The organism is Embleya sp. NBC_00896 (genome assembly GCF_045207785.1).
Classification (GTDB): Bacteria; Actinomycetota; Actinomycetes; order Streptomycetales; family Streptomycetaceae; genus Embleya.
On sequence record NZ_CP108776.1, the window covers coordinates 5,231,993 to 5,251,013 of the forward strand.

General features: G+C 70.9%; 14 protein-coding genes. 11 read left to right on the plus strand and 3 right to left on the minus strand.

The window, feature by feature from the left end; translation table 11 throughout:
* Positions 1-9: 9 nt before the first annotated feature.
* Together dapB and OG928_RS23785 are read left to right on the plus strand one after the other, a co-directional pair.
* Positions 10-762 carry a 4-hydroxy-tetrahydrodipicolinate reductase gene (dapB, locus tag OG928_RS23780; protein ID WP_406287093.1) on the plus strand — a complete coding sequence of 251 codons (753 nt, stop codon included), beginning with the start codon at positions 10-12 and terminating at the stop codon, positions 760-762.
* Positions 763-767: 5 nt separating this feature from the next.
* Complete coding sequence (locus OG928_RS23785; protein WP_406287094.1) at positions 768-1,226, plus strand: hypothetical protein; 459 nt, start codon at positions 768-770, stop codon at positions 1,224-1,226.
* 61 nt (positions 1,227-1,287) lie between these two features.
* On the opposite strand, the gene OG928_RS23790 is transcribed toward OG928_RS23785, so the two are convergent.
* Together OG928_RS23790 and OG928_RS23795 are read right to left on the minus strand one after the other, a co-directional pair.
* Positions 1,288-1,953 carry a TetR/AcrR family transcriptional regulator gene (locus OG928_RS23790; RefSeq protein ID WP_406287097.1) on the minus strand — a complete coding sequence of 222 codons (666 nt, stop codon included), beginning with the start codon at positions 1,951-1,953 and terminating at the stop codon, positions 1,288-1,290.
* A gap of 79 nt (positions 1,954-2,032) precedes the next feature.
* On the minus strand, positions 2,033-2,578 hold the full coding sequence (locus OG928_RS23795; RefSeq protein ID WP_406287099.1) for a GNAT family N-acetyltransferase: 546 nt from the start codon (positions 2,576-2,578) through the stop codon (positions 2,033-2,035).
* Positions 2,579-2,752: 174 nt separating this feature from the next.
* Here OG928_RS23795 and OG928_RS23800 point away from each other — a divergent pair, with 174 nt between their 5' ends.
* From OG928_RS23800 to OG928_RS23830, 7 genes are all read left to right on the plus strand, one after another.
* On the plus strand, positions 2,753-3,478 hold the full coding sequence (locus OG928_RS23800; protein WP_406287102.1) for a hypothetical protein: 726 nt from the start codon (positions 2,753-2,755) through the stop codon (positions 3,476-3,478).
* A 48-nt stretch (positions 3,479-3,526) separates the two neighbouring features.
* Complete coding sequence (locus OG928_RS23805; RefSeq protein ID WP_406287104.1) at positions 3,527-3,655, plus strand: hypothetical protein; 129 nt, start codon at positions 3,527-3,529, stop codon at positions 3,653-3,655.
* A gap of 279 nt (positions 3,656-3,934) precedes the next feature.
* Positions 3,935-4,834: a 4-hydroxy-tetrahydrodipicolinate synthase gene (dapA, locus tag OG928_RS23810; RefSeq protein WP_406287107.1), complete on the plus strand. Its 900-nt coding sequence runs from the start codon at positions 3,935-3,937 to the stop codon at positions 4,832-4,834.
* Between the two features lie 125 nt (positions 4,835-4,959).
* A complete protein-coding gene (locus tag OG928_RS23815; RefSeq protein WP_406287109.1) occupies positions 4,960-6,648 on the plus strand; it encodes a ribonuclease J in 1,689 nt (562 codons plus the stop codon).
* A gap of 464 nt (positions 6,649-7,112) precedes the next feature.
* A complete protein-coding gene (locus OG928_RS23820; protein ID WP_406287110.1) occupies positions 7,113-7,532 on the plus strand; it encodes a peptidoglycan-binding protein in 420 nt (139 codons plus the stop codon).
* 180 nt (positions 7,533-7,712) lie between these two features.
* Positions 7,713-8,636 carry a type IV toxin-antitoxin system AbiEi family antitoxin domain-containing protein gene (locus OG928_RS23825; RefSeq protein ID WP_406287111.1) on the plus strand — a complete coding sequence of 308 codons (924 nt, stop codon included), beginning with the start codon at positions 7,713-7,715 and terminating at the stop codon, positions 8,634-8,636.
* Positions 8,637-8,679: 43 nt separating this feature from the next.
* A complete protein-coding gene (locus OG928_RS23830; protein ID WP_406287113.1) occupies positions 8,680-9,177 on the plus strand; it encodes a GNAT family N-acetyltransferase in 498 nt (165 codons plus the stop codon).
* Positions 9,178-9,407: 230 nt separating this feature from the next.
* Here the strand turns inward: OG928_RS23830 and OG928_RS23835 are convergent, their stop codons facing one another.
* Positions 9,408-11,927, minus strand: coding sequence for a SpoIIE family protein phosphatase (locus OG928_RS23835; protein WP_406287116.1), 2,520 nt, complete (start codon positions 11,925-11,927; stop codon positions 9,408-9,410).
* A gap of 319 nt (positions 11,928-12,246) precedes the next feature.
* On the opposite strand from OG928_RS23835, the gene OG928_RS23840 reads away from it, so the two are divergent.
* Positions 12,247-17,940 (plus strand): HAMP domain-containing protein, encoded by a 5,694-nt coding sequence (locus OG928_RS23840; protein ID WP_406287118.1) that lies wholly within the window; start codon positions 12,247-12,249, stop codon positions 17,938-17,940.
* Between the two features lie 375 nt (positions 17,941-18,315).
* On the plus strand, positions 18,316-19,008 hold the full coding sequence (locus tag OG928_RS23845) for a two-component system response regulator (protein WP_406287120.1): 693 nt from the start codon (positions 18,316-18,318) through the stop codon (positions 19,006-19,008).
* Positions 19,009-19,021 lie beyond the last annotated feature (13 nt).

Genomic DNA, 19,021 nt, shown 5'->3' on the forward strand with positions numbered 1-19,021 from the left:
CGCGAGATCATGACTGCAATCCGGGTGGGTGTGATCGGTGCGGCCGGCCGCATGGGCTCCGAGGCGTGCCGGGCGATCGAGGACGCGAGCGGCCTCGAACTGGTCGCGCGCGTCGACGAGGGCGACGAGCTCGCGGACCTCGGCAAGGCGGGTGCGCAGGTCGCCGTCGACTTCACCCACCCGGGCGTGGTCATGGACAACCTCGAATACTGCGTCGGCGCCGGCATCCACGCCGTCGTCGGCACCAGCGGGTTCACCCCCGACCGGCTTGCGCAGCTGCGCGACTGGCTCGCGCGGAGCCCGAGGACCGGCATCCTGATCGCGCCGAACTTCGGTATCGGCGCGGTCCTGATGATGCAGTTCGCGGCCAAGGCGGCCCGGTTCTACGAGTCGGTCGAGATCGTCGAACTGCACCACCCGAACAAGCTCGACGCGCCCAGCGGCACCGCCCGCAGGACCGCCGAGATGATCGCCGAGGCGCGCGCCGCGGCCGGTGCCGCGGAGCTGCCCGACGCGACGGTGGACGACCCGGACGGTGCCCGCGGCGCCAAGGTCGACGGCATTCCGGTGCACGCGGTCCGGCTGCGCGGGCTCGTCGCCCACCAGGAGGTCCTGTTCGGGGACGCGGGCGAGATGCTGACCATTCGGCACGACTCGTTCCAGCGCACGTCGTTCATGCCGGGCGTGCTCCTCGGGGTGCGTCGCGTGGTCTCCGCGCCGGGCCTGACCGTGGGCCTGGAACACTTCCTCGACCTGGACTGACCATCGTGAAGCAACGTGTCACCGCGCTGATCCTGATCGCGGTTCTGGTGTTCTACGTGTTCCTCGTCGGCAGTCGCGGCCTGATCGCGATCCGCGACGGGCAGCTCGTCACCGTGGTGCTGGGCGCCGCGATCCTGCTCGTTCCGGTCGTCGGTGCCTGGTACGTCTGGCGCGAGGTGCGGTTCGGCTTCGCCATGCAGCGGCTCGCGCGCGAGCTGGAGGCCGAGGGCGGCCTGCCGCGGGACGAGCTGGACCGCACGCCGGGCGGCCGGGTCGACCGGGACAGCGCCGACGAGGTGTTCGCCCGCCGCAAGGCCGAGACCGAGGCCGCGCCCGAGGACTGGCGGTCCTGGTACCGCCTCGCCGTCGCGTACGGCGACGCGCGCGACAACGCGCGGGGCCGCAGGGCGATGCTCACCGCGATCCGCCTGCACCGGGGCAGGACCCCCGCGGCCTCGGCGTAAAGCCCGTCCGGGGCCGGGGCCTGGGCCTCGACGGCTTTCGCGGTCTCGGTTCCGAAGGACCTCAGGCCGATCGGCTCGTCGGCGGGTGCAGCGCCGCCAGGACCTGCGGGGACACCGGCGCGGCCAGGATGCCGACCACGGCGTCCACCAGGTCCTCCACGAACGCCGCCGGCGGCAGCACGTCGTATGCGTGGCCCTCGTGGACGCGCTGCTCGCGATCGGCCGTGGCGTGCACGGTCAGGCTCCCGCTCAGCCGCAGCCGATTGCGCCGCACCGCGTCCGGCAGGTGCCCGAGCGCGAGGTCGATCAGCCGGCCGAACTCGGGTGTGGTGCCTTCGAGGCCCATCGCCGGCAGCGCGTACACCGACGCGCCCGCGTGCTGGTGTACGCGGGCCAGGAAGCGCAGATAGAAGCTGCCCCCGACGCCGATCTGCTCGGCGAGCGGGCGCACCATGGCCTCCGCCAGCGCGCGCGGATCCCGATCCAGACCGCACCGGACGAGGTCGCGGACCATGTCCTCGCGCCGCCCGTTGACGGTCGCGAGCCGGAATCCGAAGATTGCCCGGATCAGCTCTTCCTTGTTGCCGAAGTGGTATTGCGCGGCGGAATTGTTGCGCTGACTCGCCGCGACACTGATCTGTCGCAGCGAGACCGCGTCGATTCCGTGCACGGCGAAGAGCCGCTCGGCGGTGAGCAGAAGGCGCTCGCGGGTCGGAGTTCGGCTCACGGCGCCAACGTTAAGACGGCTGACTTACCTTGTTCAATGGAACATCGGTGTGGCGTTCACCGTGTTCGCCGGGGGTTTCTCAGTCCGGAACGGGCACCGAGGTGTGCAGCCGCAGCTGCCGGATGACCTGTCCCCCCGCCTCGTCCACCCACAGCTCGCGGGTCGCGCCGTCGGGTGCCCAGCCGGCGCCGACCAGGAACTCGTGCAGCGGCTTGTCGCTCTCCAGGACCCACGTCACCAGGGTGTCCACGCCGTCCTCGCCCGCGTGCGTGACGACCGCCGTCAGCAGCCGGGACGCGTGCCCCGCGCGCTGCCGCGCCGGGTCGACCACCAGGATCGCGAGCTCGCCGACCCGGGCCGGGTCGAGATCCTCGTCGGAGCCGGGCACCAGGGCCGCGAAGCCGGCCACGGCCGGACCCTCGCACGCCACGAGCAGTCGATGCCGGGGGGACGGCGGCGCGACCGCGGCGTCCTCCCACTCGACGGCCAGCGCCTCGGGCGTGGCGGCCTCCAGCGCGGCGGCCGGCAGCACACCCGTGTAGGCGTCGTGCCAGGCGCGTGCGTGTGCGGCGCCCAGCTCCGGGCCGTCTCCGGCGTGGGCTGTACGTACGTACGGATCGGTCATGGCGCCCCCATAGTCGAGTTCGGCTGAATTCTCGCGCGCGCGGGCCGTCCGTGTCCGCTTCTCGCCGAACGCGCACACGCGTGGGCGACACGCGCCCGGAGGCGTTCCCGCCCTCGCGCGCGGCGTGCGACGCTGTCGGCCAAGGGTTGGTGGGCGCGGCAGCGGAGGATGGTCATGGGGGTCCGGATCCGGCGAATCGCCCCGGCGTGCGCGGCGGTCGTGCTGCTCGCGACGGGCTGCATGGTGGGTCCGACGATCGACGACGAGAAGGGCAAGGCGGCCCACGCGGGCGCGACCGGCAACCCGCCGGATCTGCCGGGCAAGAACACCCCGGGCGGCGCGACGCCCGGTGTGGTGCCCTCCGGCGGCGCGGTCCCCTCCGGCGCGGTCCCGCAGAAGACCGGCACGCACGCCTACTCGAACGGCCTCACGGTCACCTCGCTCCCGCTCACGGTGAAGCGGGCGACCACCATGCCGGACGACAAGAAGGACCGGGTCGACGTCGCGGTCCCGATTCGCTGGCTCAACCGGACCAAGGGGAGCATCACCGCCGAGCTGCTGATCGTGGAGCTGTACGCGGGGCCCGACTCCATCGCGTGCACGAACGCCCTGGTCGGCGAGGCGCGCACCGGGCCGGACGAGGCCGCGCGCGGCGTCGAGACGATCATCACGTACAACTTCGCCGTGCCCAGGGCCCTGCTCGGCAAGCTCGTCATCCAGATTCGTCCGCTCTTCAGTCGGCTGGACCGGGACAACGTGACCTTCGAGACCTCGGTGACCCCGCCCGAGGGCAGCCCCACGCGCCCCGCCGAGGGCCCCTCGACCCAGCCGACGACGCGCGTCGTACCGCGTTCCACCCCGACCGTCGGCGCGTCGGATACGAGTCCGAACCCTCGTTAGGTCGGAGCCCCCTTCACTCATGGACTCGTCGACGAGGAGCATCCCCGCGTGACCGAAACACCCCAGGAGCAGGCGTCCGCCGCCCGCTTCCGCAGCGATGTCTCGGTCGAGCCGGTGAAGCACAGCGCGTCCGACCAGTACGCCGCGTTCGACACGAACGGCCGCGTCACGCCGTAGCTGTTGCGCCGTCCGGGTGTTCAAATCGGCACATAGAGTGACATCTGAAATTTTTCATCCGAAACCCTAAGGTTCCGGTCGAAATGGCCGATACTGAAAGAGATCAGGCGCTGCTCGAACCCCCGAGCGGGCAGCGCCTGGTCCTTTCTTTTGGGGCCGCTTTCGGGGGCCGGTTTCTTCGGTCGGCATCCGGGTTCGGATCCGGTCCGGACGGCGCCGAGGGTCTTATAGGGCGGGTGCTACCTGCAGGTCAGGTGTGCGCCCGGTACCGTTTGCGCCATGGCTCCGACGTCTACCCCCCAGACCCCCTTCGGTCGGGTCCTCACCGCGATGGTGACCCCCTTCACGGCCGATGGTGCGCTCGACCTTCCCGGCGCCCAGCGCCTGGCCTCCCACCTTGTCGACGCCGGCAACGACGGACTCGTCGTCAACGGCACCACCGGCGAGTCGCCCACGACGAGCGACGCGGAGAAAGAGCTGCTGGTCCGGGCGGTCCTGGAGGCCGTGGGCGATCGCGCGTTCGTGGTCAGCGGAGTGGGCACCAACGACACCCGGCACTCGGTCGAGCTGGCCCATCGGGCGCAGGCCGCCGGTGCGCACGGCCTGCTCGTGGTGACGCCGTACTACAACAAGCCCCCGCAGGAGGGCCTGTACCGGCACTTCACGACGATCGCGGACGCGACCGAGCTGCCGGTCATGCTGTACGACATCCCCGGCCGCAGCGCGGTGCCGATCGAGACCGAGACCCTGGTCCGGCTCGCCGAGCACCCGCGGATCGTCGCCAACAAGGACGCCAAGGGCGACCTCGCGTCCGCGAGCTGGGTCATGGCGCGGACCGACATGGTGTACTACAGCGGTGAGGACGTGCTGAACCTGCCGCTCCTGTCCATCGGCGCGGTCGGTGTCGTGAGCGTGGTCGGCCACCTCGTGTCGGCGGAATTGCGCGCGATGATCGACGCCCACGTGGGCGGCGATGTCGTCAAGGCGCGCGAGATCCACCAGCGTCTTCTTCCGGTGTACACCGGCATTTTTCGTACCCAGGGCGTGATCCTCACCAAGGCCGCTCTGGGATTGCAGGGCCTGCCCGCCGGTCCGCTGCGGCTGCCGCTGATCGAGGCCACTCCGGCCCAGATCGCGCAGCTGAGGCAGGATCTTTCGGCCGGCGGGGTACAGCTGTAAACAGGAATATCTGTAAGTAGTACCCCGGGCGGGTACCACACCCGCTCGGGCCGAACACGAGCTTTTGCGCGTCCCGTCCGGCGGCCCAACGGCCGCCGGGCGGCGACGCGTGGCGAGGAGAGAACTTGAGCCATCCCCATCCGGAACTCGGCCCGCCTCCCGTACTGCCCAAGGGTGGACTACGCATCACCCCGCTCGGCGGTCTCGGCGAGATCGGCCGCAACATGACCGTCTTCGAGTTCGACGGCCGGCTGCTGATCGTCGACTGCGGGGTGTTGTTCCCCGAGGAGGAGCAGCCCGGAGTCGACCTCATCCTGCCGGACTTCACCTCGATCCGGGATCGTCTCGACGACATCGAGGCGATCATCCTGACGCACGGCCACGAGGACCACATCGGTGCGGTCCCGTACCTGTTGCGCGAGAAGGCCGACATTCCGCTGATCGGGTCGAAGCTGACCCTGGCCTTCATCGAGGCCAAGCTCACCGAGCACCGCATCCGGCCGTACACGCTGGAGGTGAAGGAAGGCGACATCGAGCGGCTCGGCCCGTTCGAGTGCGAGTTCATCTCGGTGAACCACTCGATCCCGGACGCGCTCGCGCTGGCCATCCGCACCGAGGCCGGCACCGTCGTGCACACCGGCGACTTCAAGATGGACCAGCTTCCGCTGGACAACCGGCTGACCGACCTGCCGGCGTTCGCGCGGCTGGGCACCGAAGGCATCGACCTGCTGCTCGTGGACTCCACGAACGCCGAGGTCCCGGGCTTCATCCCGGCCGAGCGGGACATCGCGGGCGTGCTCGACCGGGTCTTCGCGGACGCCGATCAGCGGATCATCGTGGCCAGCTTCGCGAGCCACGTGCACCGCATCCAGCAGGTGCTCGACACGGCGTACGCCTACGAGCGCAAGGTCGCCTTCGTCGGCCGCTCGATGGTGCGCAACATGAAGATCGCCGGAGACCTCGGCTATCTGAAGATCCCCGCCGGGCTCGTGGTCGACGTCAAGACGCTCGACGATCTGCCGCCGGACGAGGTCGTGCTCGTGTGCACGGGTTCGCAGGGCGAGCCGATGGCCGCGCTCTCGCGGATGGCCAACCGCTCGCACCAGCAGATCCGGATCATCGAGGGCGACACGGTCGTGCTCGCCTCCTCGCTCATCCCGGGCAACGAGACCGCGATCTACCGCGTCATCAACGGGCTGACCCGCTGGGGCGCGAAGGTCGTCCACAAGGGCAACGCCAAGGTGCACGTCTCCGGGCACGCGTCGGCGGGTGAGCTGTTGTACTTCTTCAACCTCACGCGGCCGCGCAACCTGATGCCGGTGCACGGCGAGTGGCGCCATCTGCGCGCCGCGGCCAACCTCGGGATCCAGACCGGTGTGCGCAAGGACCGGGTCGTCATCGCCGAGGACGGCCTCACGGTCGACCTCGTCAACGGTGTCGCGAAGATCACCGGCAAGGTGCAGGCGGGGTACGTCTACGTGGACGGTTTGTCCGTGGGCGACGTGACCGAGTCCTCGCTCAAGGACCGTCGGATCCTGGGCGAGGAGGGCTTCGTGTCCGTGTTTCTCGCCGTGGACTCCTCCACCGGCAAGGTGGTCGGCGGACCGCAGATCCAGGCTCGCGGGTCGGGTATCGACGATGCGAAGTTCGACAGCGTGATTCCGAAGATCGAGGAGATGCTGCAGAAGGCGGCCGCCGACGGAGTCGCGGAGCCGTATCAGCTGCAGCAGCAGGTGCGCCGGATCGTGGGCAAGTGGGTGTCGGACACCTACCGCCGTCGACCGATGATCCTGCCGGTGGTCGTGGAGGTCTGAGACCACGCTGATCGCTCGCTCGGGGCCCGCTACGAAATCTTCGTAGCGGGCCCTTCGGCGTTTGTGGTCGGTACGGGCGGCGGGTTCCCGGCCGTTTGTGCGAGGCCGTTCGTGTGAGGCGAGGGGCGTCGGGTGGGCGCCGCCCGGGCACGAGTGGGCGCCCCGGGTGGGTGCCCTGAGTGGGCGCTCGCGGGGCTCGGTGGGTGGATGGGGTGCGGTCGCGGTTGACGTTGTGCCGGAATTCTCCGGTTTTACCGCTGCGATGGTCCGGTTTTCGTACTTCTGGGTGGCGTGCTTCTCCGCTCCTAACGTCGGTCGTGTTCGCAGGGCGTTCGCCCGGTGGACGTACGACAGGTCGACACGGTCGACAGGATCGGCAGTCAGGAGCAGAGATGAATGCGGTACAGCGGACCCGGTGCTGCGGCGGCCCGCGTCGAGGGGCGCCTCCGCCGCCTCCGCCGCCGGTGCCTCGGGCGCCCGCGGCGCTGCCCGGACAGCGGCGTCGGCGGCGGGTCGCGGCGCTCGCGCTGACCTCGTGCGCGGCGTTGGGTCTGGGCGCGGGGGTGACGGGCCCCGTGACGCCGGCGGTGGCCGCCCCGCGCTGTGATCACGTGGCCAAGGACAACCGGCCGGAACTGCGTGAAGGGGATCGGGACGACGCGGTCGCCCAGGTGCAGTGTCTGGTCAATACGCGGTCGGGGGCTCCGGGCGAGGTCCCGGAGGACGGCGTGTTCGAGGCGGCCACCGCGGACGGGGTCCGGTGGGTGCAGAAGTGCAACAGCCTCGATCCGTCGGGGGTCACCGACGCCGCGACCTGGAAGGTGCTCTACCGGGCGAAGAAGGGATGCGGAAAGAAGGCGGAGCAGGAGAGCGCCGCCGGCTGAGCGGGTGAGGCCGGGCGGGGCGAGGAGGGGCGTCGGCGGGTCGGCCGGGGGAACGGATCGAGGGGGCGGTCCGGTCCACCGGGTGCGGGATCCACAGGCCGGGTGTGATGGTCGCACCTTCCCCGGGGGTTGTGGACGACGGACGGCACGCGTGGAGGGGACGCGCGCACACTGACCCGCATGACGCCGACCGACCTTTCCTCGCTGCTGTCCAGGCCCTTCACCCTCGCCGTCGCCGCCCGCCACGGGGTCGGCCGGTCGGTCGTCCGGCGCCTGGTGCGCGACGGCGACGTGCGTCGGGTCATACACGGGGTCTACGTCGGCGCGCACGTCGTCGACGCGCTGGAGGTGCGGGCCCGGGCCGCGGTCATGGTTCTGCCCCGCGGGGCCGTGGTCTGTGGGCGCACCGCAGCGCGATTGCACGGAGTGCGCGTTCCGGCGGATCCCCGGGAACGGGCGCGGCGCACGGCACCGATCGAGGTGGCCGTGCCGGTGGGGGCGGCTCTGCCCCGCCGGCACGGCTGCCGGGCACGGGTGCTGGCGCTGCGGGCCGAGGAGGTGGTGCGGCTGGGCGGGGTCCCGGTCACGTCGCCCGTGCGGACGGCGGCCGACCTGGCCCGGACCGCGGATCGGGACACGGGTGTCGTGGTGCTGGACGGATTCCTGCGGGCCGGGCTGATCCCGGCCGACGCGCTCGCCGGGATGGTCGGGCGCTACGCCGGTCACCCGGGCCGCCGGCGCCTCGCCGAGGTCGTGCGCCTCGCCGACGGGCGCAGCGCCGACGAGGACGAGACCCGGCTGCGGCTCGCCGTGCTCGGGGCGGGGCTCGCGGCGGTGGAGGTCGGGTGGGAGGTCCGCTCGGCCTTCGGGCGGACGCTGCACCGCTTCGCCCTGGCGTGGCCGGGGGTGCGGGTCGGGGTAGACCTGACGCCGCATCAGCAATGGATCAGGGCCCGCGCTCGGAGCCTCGCCGGACAGGGCTGGGTCGTCCTGGAATGCCCGGCGATCCAGGTGCGTGACAACCCGGCGGCCACGATCGCCCGGATCGCGTCCGAACTACGCCTGCGCGACCGCCGACGCGGGGACGACGAACGAGCGGCCTGACGGGTGCCCTCGGCGGCCGGGTGTGGGCCGGCATGCTGCGGCGATGAACGAGAACGAGCCTGTCCGCACCGATCGCCTGGACCTGATCCCGGTCGAGGCCGACCATGCCGAGGAGATGGCGGGCGTCCTGGGCGACCCGGGGCTGCACGCCTTCATCGGGGGCGAGCCGGAGGACGTCGACGCCCTCCGGGCCCGCTACACGCGCTGGGCGAAGGGGTCTCCGGATCCCGCGGTCGTGTGGCTGAACCGGGTGATCCGGCTGCGCGAGGGGCAGTGCCTCGTCGGCACCGTCCAGGCCACGGTCGGGCCGGGCCCGGTCGCCGAGGTCGCATGGGTCGTGGGCGGCACATGGCAGGGCCGGGGCATCGCCAAGGAGGCGGCGATCGCGTGGGTCACCTGGCTGCGCACCCAGGGCATCGAAGAAATCCGCGCACACATCCACCCCGACAACACCGCCTCCACCGGCGTGGCCCACGCAGCGGGCCTGACCCCAACCCACACCTGGCACGAATCCGAACAACGCTGGTCGACGCCCCATTGACCCCTGCGATCAGCCCATCCCAGCCGGTCCGGCGTGTGAAGACGGCCCGTGCGGGCGGCCCATCCCAGCCCGTCCGGCGTTTGAGGACAGGTTTTCGAGCCGGTCGGGCGTGTGGGGTCGGCCCGTGTGGGCGGCTCGTCCCAGCCCGTCCGGCGTTTGAGGACAGGCTTTTGAGCCCGTCCGGCGTTTGAGGACGGCCCGCCGGGTCGCCGGCCGCGCGGTCCCTACGGTCAGTCCTCGGCAGAGACCCGCATGACCAGGATGGCCATGTCGTCTCGCGCCGGCTCCTCGGCGAAGAGCTCCACCGCCCGATGGATGCGCGCGGCCACCGCCCCGGCGGTGAGACCCGTGCAACCCGACAGGACCTCGGCCAAGCCGTCGTCGCCGAGCATGCGGCTGCCCTCCCGGCGTTCGGTGACGCCGTCGGTGACGCAGACCAGGACGTCGCCCGGGTCGAGGTCCACGGTCTCCAGGACCAGATCGACCTCGTCCAACACGCCGAGCAGCGGCTGCGGCGTGGCCACGGACGTGACCGTGCCGTCGGGGCACAGGCGCAGCGGCAGCGGGTGACCGGCGGAGACCAGACTGAGCCGGACGCCGCCGCCCTCGCGGTGCGTCATGTGGCCGTGCAGGAGGGTCAGGAACCGGCTGCGCGGGCCCTCCTCCAGGATCGCGGTGTTCAGGCGCTGCAAGACGGCCGGCACCGACATGCCCTCGCGCGTGAGCAGCCGCAGCGCCTGGCGGGCGAGGCCCGTGACGGCGGCGGCCTCGGGGCCGGTGCCGCACACGTCACCGATCGCGAAGCCCCACTTGTCGTCGCCGATCGTGAACAGGTCGTAGAAGTCGCCGCCGACCTCGTTGCCCTCGCCGGAGGCCTGGTAGACCACCTCGACGTCGACGCCCGGGACCTTGGGCAGCTCGGGCGGCAGGAGGCTGCGCTGGAGCGCCTGGCTGGTCGAGTTGCGCTCGGAGTACAGCCGGGCGTTGTCCATCGCCAGGGCCGCGCGGCGGGACAGGTCCTCGGCGAGTTCCAGCGTGTCCCGGCGGAAGCGGTCGCCGGCCAGGATGCCGAAGGTCAGCATGCCGATGCCCCGGCCGCGGGCGACCAGCGGCAGCGTGACCGCCTCGCCCGTGACCAGGTCGGCGTGCTCGCGGACGGTCTCCGGGTCCAGGTGCCGCAGGCCCAGCCAGCGGCGCGCGCCCGGGGTGGGCTGCGCGCGCGGCGGCTCGGCCTGGTCGAGCAGGGCCCGCAGGTCGTCGATGCGCATCTCGTCGGCGTGCCAGACCACGCTCAGCACGGGCGCGTGCGACTCGCCCGTGTGGACCGCGCACCACGTGCCCAACCGCGGGACCACGATCTGGGCGATCATCGCGAGCGTCATCTCGGGGTCGAGGGTGCCGGCGAGCAGGTCGGACGCCTCGGCGAGGAACGACAGCGAGCCGCGGCGCACCCGCTCCAACTCGGACAGACGCGCGCTCTCGACGGTCAGCGAGACCCGGTCGGCGGCCCGCTGCAGCCGGGCCGCGTCGTCGTTGTCGAAGCGCGAGGACGATTCGGAGGCCACGCCGAGCGTCCCGGTGAGGCGACCCTCGACCTTGAGCGGGACGGTCACCGCCGACCGCATCCGGGTGTCCTGCAAAATCGGCACCGCGTCGGGACTGGCCTCCAGGTCCTCGTGCACCGCGGGCATCCGCGCCGAGCCGTAGCGGCCCACCGCGGTCTCGACGGGCACCCGGGACAGCCGGTGCGCCGACCCGGCGAGGCCGGTCGTCGCGCGCACCTCCATCTCGCTCTCGTCGTCGGTCGCCAGCAGCACGAACGCCGAGTCGGCGTCGAGCAGGTCGCGGGCGCGTTCGACCGCGCGTTGCAGCAGGTCCTCCAGGCCGAGCCGGCTCAGCCCGTCGATCCCGTCCCACTCGTTGTCCTGCACCACGACGCCCACCCGGCCGCGGGCCGCGTCGCGGTTCTCCAGCACCGCCCGGGCCTGCGCGGGCACCAGGAGGGCCACCAGTGCCGGGTCCCCGGCGGCGTCGCGCAGTCGTACGTGCGACGCGAAGACGCGGAAGGCGATGCCCTTCGCGGTGCGGATGTCGTACGAGCCCTGCCAGCGGGAGAGCTCCAGCATCTCGTCGAGGGTCAGCTCGGTCCCCGGCGTCTGCGGCCACGCGACGAGGTCGTTCAGCGACATGCCGAGCGCTTCGTCCGCGCTCAGGCCGAACAGGCGGGCCGCCTCGGGGCTCCAGTGCGTCACCCGGCGCGCGTTGTCGGTGTGCACGACGGAGACGTGTACCGGCACCGCGGCGTCGGGCAGCGCGTTGGCCGGCAGCAGCGGGCCCGCGGAGCTGGTCGCCGACTTCGGGTCGGCCAGTTCGAGGCGGAACCACACGCGTTTGACGTTCTTGGCGTATTCGACGCCCCACGCCGACGCCAGCGACGCGGACAGGAACAGGCCACGCCCGCTCTCGTCGCCGTCGTCGAACCCGGTCGCGGGCTCGGGCAGCTCCCGGCTGGGGTAGTGGTCGGTGACCTCGATCTGCACGCCGCCGTCGTAGCGCACGCAGGAGACCTCGGCCGAGGTCCCGGCGTGCACGATCGCGTTGGTGACCAGCTCGCTGGTCAACAGCACGGCGTCGTCCACGACGTCGACGGCGTCCCAGTCGCTGAGCGTGTTGCGGACGAACGAGCGTGCGGCCGCCACGGACCTGCCCTCGGGTGCGAAGGCAGCACTCATCCGGGCAGTGATGAGCATGCTCGTTCCCTGATCCATACACTCCCGCATCTGCGACGAACGGCGGCTGCGGTGACGAATCCGGCTCCACAGTCCGGCAGATTCGCACCCTATCGGTTTCGGACGATCGGGCGGACCCCTTCCAAACAGTGACGGATCCATCACGATTTCGACAGATGTTCGGCCGGAGAGGGTCATTCGAGGACAGATCTTCCCGCCGACAAGCACCATCCTCCCGGACCACCTCTGCTCTCAACCCTGTGAGTGAAAGACTGTCGATGGCAAGCGGCCGGACGCACGAGCGGTCGCGGCGAATCGGGTCCGGCGGAGGAAATGCGAGATGGCGAAGGCTTCCCCAGGGCAGGCACGGACGACGGCTGCCCGGCGGGCCCATGCGGACGAGCAGGATCTGCGTCGGCTGCTGGCGGCTCTGACCGGTGTTCGGGACGGCAATTTCCGCAAGCGGCTCAGGGTCTCCGGCGAGGGGATCGTGGCCGAGATCGCCGTCGTGTTCAACGACATGGTCGAGCGCAACCAGCACCTCGCCGGCGAGCTGGCCAGGGTCCGCCGGGTCGTCGGACGTGAGGGAAAACTCACCGAGCGGCTCGACCCGGGACCGGGCGAGGGCGCCTGGGCGACCAGCATCGACGCGGCCAACGCGCTCGTGGAGGACTTGGTCCGCCCGACCGTCGAGGTCGGCCGGGTGCTCGCGGCCGTCGCCGAGGGCGACCTGTCCCAGCGGATGGACCTGCGGATCGCCGAGCAGCCGCTGCGTGGCGAGTTCCTGCGGATGGGCCGCACCGCCAACGGCCTCGTCGACCAGCTGTCCGCGTTCGCCGACGAGGTGACCCGGGTGGCCCGGGAGGTCGGCACCGAGGGCAAGCTCGGCGGCCAGGCCCGGGTGCGCGGGGTGTCCGGCAGTTGGAAGGACCTCACCGACTCGGTCAACACGATGGCCAGCCGACTGACCGCGCAGGTGCGCGACATCGCGCTCGTGACCACCGCGGTGGCGAAGGGCGACCTCTCGCGCACGGTCACCGTCGAGGTGGCCGGCGAGATGCTGGAGCTGAAGGAGACCGTCAACACGATGGTCGACCAGCTCTCCGGGTTCGCCGACGAGGTGACCCGGGTGGCCCGGGAGGTCGGCACCGAGGGCCGCCTCGGCGGCCAGGCCCGGGTCGAGGGCGTATCCGGGACGTGGAAGGACCTGACCGACTCGGTCAACGTCATGGCGGGCAACCTGACCGCCCAGGTCCGCGACATCGCGCAGGTGACCAAGGCGGTCGCGTACGGCGACCTGTCCCAGACCATCACCGTCTCCGCGCGCGGCGAGATGGCCCAGCTCGCCGAGACCATCAACGCGATGACCGGCACGCTGCGCACGTTCGCGTCCGAGGTGACCCGAGTCGCCCGCGAGGTCGGCTTCGAGGGCAGGCTCGGCGGGCAGGCCCAGGTCCCGGGCGGCGCGGGCATCTGGAAGGACCTGACCGACTCGGTCAACACCGCCTTCTTCAACCTCACCGCGCAGGTCCGCGACATCGCGGGCGTCACCACGGCGGTCGCGCAGGGCGACCTGTCGCAGAAGATCACCGTGGACGTCTCCGGCGAGATGCTGGAGCTCAAGAACACCGTCAACACGATGGTCGGCCAGCTCGGCGCGTTCGCCTCCGAGGTCACCCGGGTGGCCCGCGAGGTGGGCAGCGAGGGCATCCTCGGCGGCCAGGCGCAGGTCTCCGGCGTGGCCGGCACCTGGAAGGACCTGACCGACTCGGTCAACGTGATGGCCGGCAACCTGACCGGCCAGGTCCGCAACATCGCCCAGGTCTCCACCGCGGTGGCCCGCGGCGACCTGTCGCAGAAGATCACGGTCGACGTCTCCGGCGAGATGCTGGAGCTCAAGAACACCGTCAACACGATGGTGGACCAGCTCAGCGCGTTCGCCTCCGAGGTCACCCGGGTCGCCCGCGAGGTCGGCGGTGAAGGGCGGCTCGGCGGCCAGGCCCGGGTCGTCCCGGGCGTCGCCGGTGTCTGGCTCGACCTGACCGACTCGGTGAACTTCATGGCGGGCAACCTGACCGCCCAGGTCCGCAACATCGCCGAGGTGACCACGGCGGTCGCGCGCGGCGACCTGTCGAAGAAGATCGACGTGGACGCCCGGGGCGAGATCCTCGAGGTCAAGAACACCGTCAACACGATGGTCGACCAGCTCTCCGCGTTCGCCGACGAGGTGACCCGAGTCGCCCGCGAGGTGGGTACGGAGGGCCGGCTCGGCGGCCAGGCCCAGGTGCTCGGCGTGGCCGGCGTCTGGCGCGACCTCACCTACTCGGTGAACTCGATGGCCGGCAACCTCACCGAACAGGTCCGCAGCCTCGGCCAGGTCACCACCGCCGTCGCGCGCGGCGACCTGTCGCAGAAGATCACGGTCGACGCCCGGGGCGAGATCCTCGAACTCAAGAACACCGTGAACACCATGGTCGACCAGCTCTCCGGCTTCGCCGACGAGGTCACCAGGGTGGCCCGCGAGGTGGGTACCGAGGGCCGACTCGGCGGCCAGGCCGACGTCAAGGGCGTCTCCGGCACCTGGAAGGACCTCACCGAGTCCGTCAACGTGATGGCCGGCAATCTGACCGGCCAGGTCCGCAGCATCGCCGACGTGACCACGGCGGTCGCCACCGGCGACCTGTCCAAGAAGATCACCGTCGACGCCCGCGGCGAGATCCTGGAGCTGAAGGAGACCGTCAACACGATGGTCGACCAGCTCAGCGCGTTCGCCGACGAGGTGACCCGGGTGGCCCGCGAGGTGGGCACCGAGGGTCGACTCGGCGGCCAGGCCCGGGTGCGCGGCGTCTCCGGCATCTGGAAGGACCTGACCGACAACGTCAACGTCATGGCCAACAACCTGACGTCCCAGGTCCGCAACATCGCCCAGGTCGCCACCGCCGTCGCCGACGGCGACCTGTCGCAGAAGAGCACCGTCGAGGCCAAGGGCGAGATGGCCGGGCTCGCGGGCACGATCAACACGATGGTCGACACGCTCCGTGCCTTCGCCGACGAGGTGACCCGGGTCGCCCGCGAGGTGGGCACCGAAGGCATCCTCGGCGGCCAGGCACACGTCCCCGGCGTCTCGGGCACCTGGAAGGACCTGACCGACAACGTCAACTCGATGGCCGACAACCTCACCGGCCAGGTCCGCAACATCGCCAAGGTGACCACCGCGATCGCCGGCGGCGACCTGTCGCAGAAGATCGACGTGGACGCGCGCGGCGAGATGCTGGAGCTCAAGACCACGATCAACACGATGGTCGACCAGCTGTCCGCGTTCGCCGGCGAGGTCACGCGCGTGGCCCGCGAGGTGGGCACCGAGGGCATGCTCGGCGGCCAGGCCGAGGTCGAAGGCGTCTCCGGGACCTGGAAGCAGCTCACCGAGAACGTCAACGAGCTGGCCGGCAACCTGACCCGCCAGGTCCGCGCGATCGCCGAGGTCGCCACCGCGGTGACCCGCGGCGACCTGTCCCTGCAGATCGCGGTGGACGCGTCCGGAGAGCTCGACGAGCTCAAGGACAACATCAACCAGATGATCTACAACCTGCGCGAGACCACGCGGGCCAACCGCGAGCAGGACTGGCTCAAGACCAACCTGGCCAGGATCTCCGGGCTCATGCAGGGTCGCCGCGACCTGATGGCGGTCGCCGCGCTGATCATGAGTGAACTGACCCCGGTCGTCGACGCCCAGCACGGCGCCTTCTTCCTGGCCGAACTGACCCAGGAGGACGTGGTCGAGCTGCGGCTCATCGCCTCCTACGGCTACCAGGACGGCGGCGGGGTGCCGACCCGCTTCCGGCTCGGCCAGTCGCTGGTCGGGCAGGCCGCGCTGGAGAAGCGCTCGATCCTGATCCTGGACGCGCCGCCCGGCTACATCAAGATCGCCTCCGGACTCGGCGAGGCCGCCCCGGCCAACGTGATCGTGCTGCCCGTGCTGTTCGAGGACCAGCTCCTGGGCGTCCTCGAACTCGCCTCGTTCCGGCCGTTCACGAAGGTGCACCGCAACTTCCTGGAGCAGCTCAACGAGCAGATCGGCGTCACGGTCAACACGATCATGGCGAACTCGCGCACCGAGATGCTGCTCGCCGAATCCCAGCGGCTGACCGAGGAGTTGCAGGAACGCTCCGAGGAACTCCAGCGCCAGCAGGGTGAACTGCGGCACTCCAACGCCGAGTTGGAGGACAAGGCGGCGCTGCTGGCCCGGCAGAACCGGGACATCGAGATCAAGAATCGCGAGATCGAGCAGGCCCGGCAGGCCCTGGAGGAGCGCGCCGAACAGCTCGCGCTGTCCTCCAAGTACAAGTCCGAGTTCCTCGCGAACATGTCGCACGAGCTGCGCACGCCGCTGAACAGCCTGCTGATCCTGGCCAAGCTGCTCGCCGACAACGTCGAGGGCAATCTGACCCGCAAGCAGGTCGAGTTCGCGGAGACCATCCACGGCGCCGGATCCGACCTGCTGCAGCTGATCAACGACATCCTCGACCTGTCCAAGGTGCAGGCCGGAAAGATGGACGTCCGGCCCGCGCGGATCGCGCTCGCGCAGCTCATGGACTACGTCGAGGCGACCATCCGACCGCTCACGGCGGAGAAGAACCTCGACTTCACCGTGCATGTCTCGCCCGCGGTCCCGGGGATCCTGTTCACCGACGAGCAGCGCCTCCAGCAGGTGCTGCGCAACCTGCTCTCGAACGCGGTCAAGTTCACCGACTCGGGCTCGGTCGAGGTCCTGATCACCCTGACCGACGACATCCCGATCACCAACACCGAGCTGGACAACGCCGAGCACGCGGTCGCGTTCTCGGTGATCGACACCGGCATCGGCATCGCGGTGGACAAGCTCAAGGTGATCTTCGAGGCGTTCCAGCAGGCCGACGGCACCACCAGTCGCCGCTACGGGGGCACCGGGCTCGGCCTGTCGATCAGCCGCGAGATCGCGTGGCTGCTCGGCGGCGAGATCCACGCCGAGAGCATGCCGGGCCGCGGCAGCACGTTCACGCTCTACCTGCCGCTGGACAGCGTCATGGTCCCGGGCGACGAGCCGCCGGCGCACGACCGGAACGCCGAACTCGCGCCGACGCCCTACCGGGCCGCGCTGCCGCCGGCGGCGCCGTCCACGCCGCTGCTCAGCGACGCCCCGGAGCACCTGGGCGACGGTGAGCCGGAGCCCGGCCCCGCCCCGTCCGTGCCCCGGCGGGTGCTGGTCGTGGAGACCCCGCAGTCCGACGGCGCCCCGCTCGCGACCGCGCTCGCCGGCGTGGACGGGGTGCTCGACCTGACCACCGCGGCGGACGAGGGCGAGGCGGTCCGGCTGCTGGCCGAGGCGCCGCCCGCGTGCCTCGTGGTGGACCTGCGGCTCGCCGACGAGGGGGCGTGGCAGGTGCTGGACGCGGTGGCGTCCCGTACCGAGTTGCAGAACCTGCCCGTCGTCGTGCACGTCCCGCACCGCCCGACCCGTTCCGAGTCGGGCCGGCTGCGCGGCTACCGGCGCCGGATCGTCCTGCTGCAGCGGGTCTCCACCCCGGACGGGCTGGCCCGGGCGGTGCTCGCGGCGACCGGTCCGGTCCGGTCCGACCACGTCGTCCCGCCCAAGCCCGTCGTCAAGCCCTTCGACGGCACCTTCGACGGCGAGCGCGTGCTGATCGTCGACGACGACGTGCGCAACGTGTTCGCGCTGACCAGCGTGCTGGAGCAGTACGGACTCAGCGTGCTGTACGCCGAGAACGGCCGCGAGGGCATCGAGGTGCTCCAGGGGCACGACGACATCGCGATCGTGCTGATGGACGTGATGATGCCGGAGATGGACGGATACGCCACGACATCCGCGATTCGTCGGATGCCGCAGTACGCGGGGCTGCCGATCATCGCGCTCACCGCGAAGGCGATGAAGGGCGATCAGGAGAAGAGCATCGACTCCGGAGCCTCCGACTACGTCGCCAAGCCCGTGGACACAAGGCACTTGTTGGGACTCATCCGGACATGGATCGACCACTAGTTCGCATCCACCGTGGCAAGCACCACATGATGGAACCCGGACAGGCCGAGGCGCGTTGGACGTTATGGAGGGGTCGATGGGGGGATGTCGCCACCGTAGGTTGGTTTCCGGTGACACCATGCGGTCGTCTGTTTCGGAATACCTGCCGAGCCGGTGGCCGGGCCACTACCATGACCGGGACGAGCACGACCCGGAACGTGTGCTCGGCCGGCGCGGTGTGGACCGGGGCGGTATCGGTCGAGGTTGTGCCGAGCGAAGCTGTGTCGATCGAGGCTGTGTCATTCAGGGCCGCGTAATCCAAAAACATGCACAAGGACGAGTGGAGCCGGCCGATACGCGGGGTCACCCACCGTGTCGGATCGAAGAGGGTGGGCCATGACGGAGAAGGCCAAGATCCTCCTGGTCGATGACCGTCAGGAGAATCTGCTCGCCCTGGAGGCGATCCTGTCCGCGCTGGACCAGACCCTGGTTCGGGCGCACTCGGGCGAGGAAGCTCTCAAGGCGCTGCTGACGGACGAGTTCGCGGTGATCCTGCTCGACGTCCAGATGCCCGGCATGGACGGTTTCGAGACGGCCGCGCACATCAAGCGCCGGGAGAAGACCCGGGACATCCCGATCATCTTCCTGACCGCCATCAACCACGGCCCGCACCACACCTTCCGCGGCTACGCGGCCGGTGCGGTCGACTACATCTCCAAGCCGTTCGACCCGTGGGTGCTGCGGGCCAAGGTCTCCGTCTTCGTGGACCTGTACAAGAAGAACTGCCAGCTTCGTGAACAGGCCGCGCTGTTGCGCGGGCGCCTCGAAGGGGTCGCGGGCGGTGAACGGGCCGGGGCGGACGTGATCGGCGAGTTGTCCGCGCGCCTGGCCGCGGTCGAGGAGCAGGCCGACGGCATGGCCAAGCAGGTCGAGTCGGCCGACGATCCGATCCTGGCCGCCTCGACGAGCCAACTGCGCCGCCGGGTGGCCCGCATGCGCGCCGCCCTTGACGCCCTCGCCCCACCCACGTCCGGCCACGGCGGCCCACCCCTGGTCCCCGCACCGGACACGGGCGAAACCGACGACTGACAGCCACCCGAGC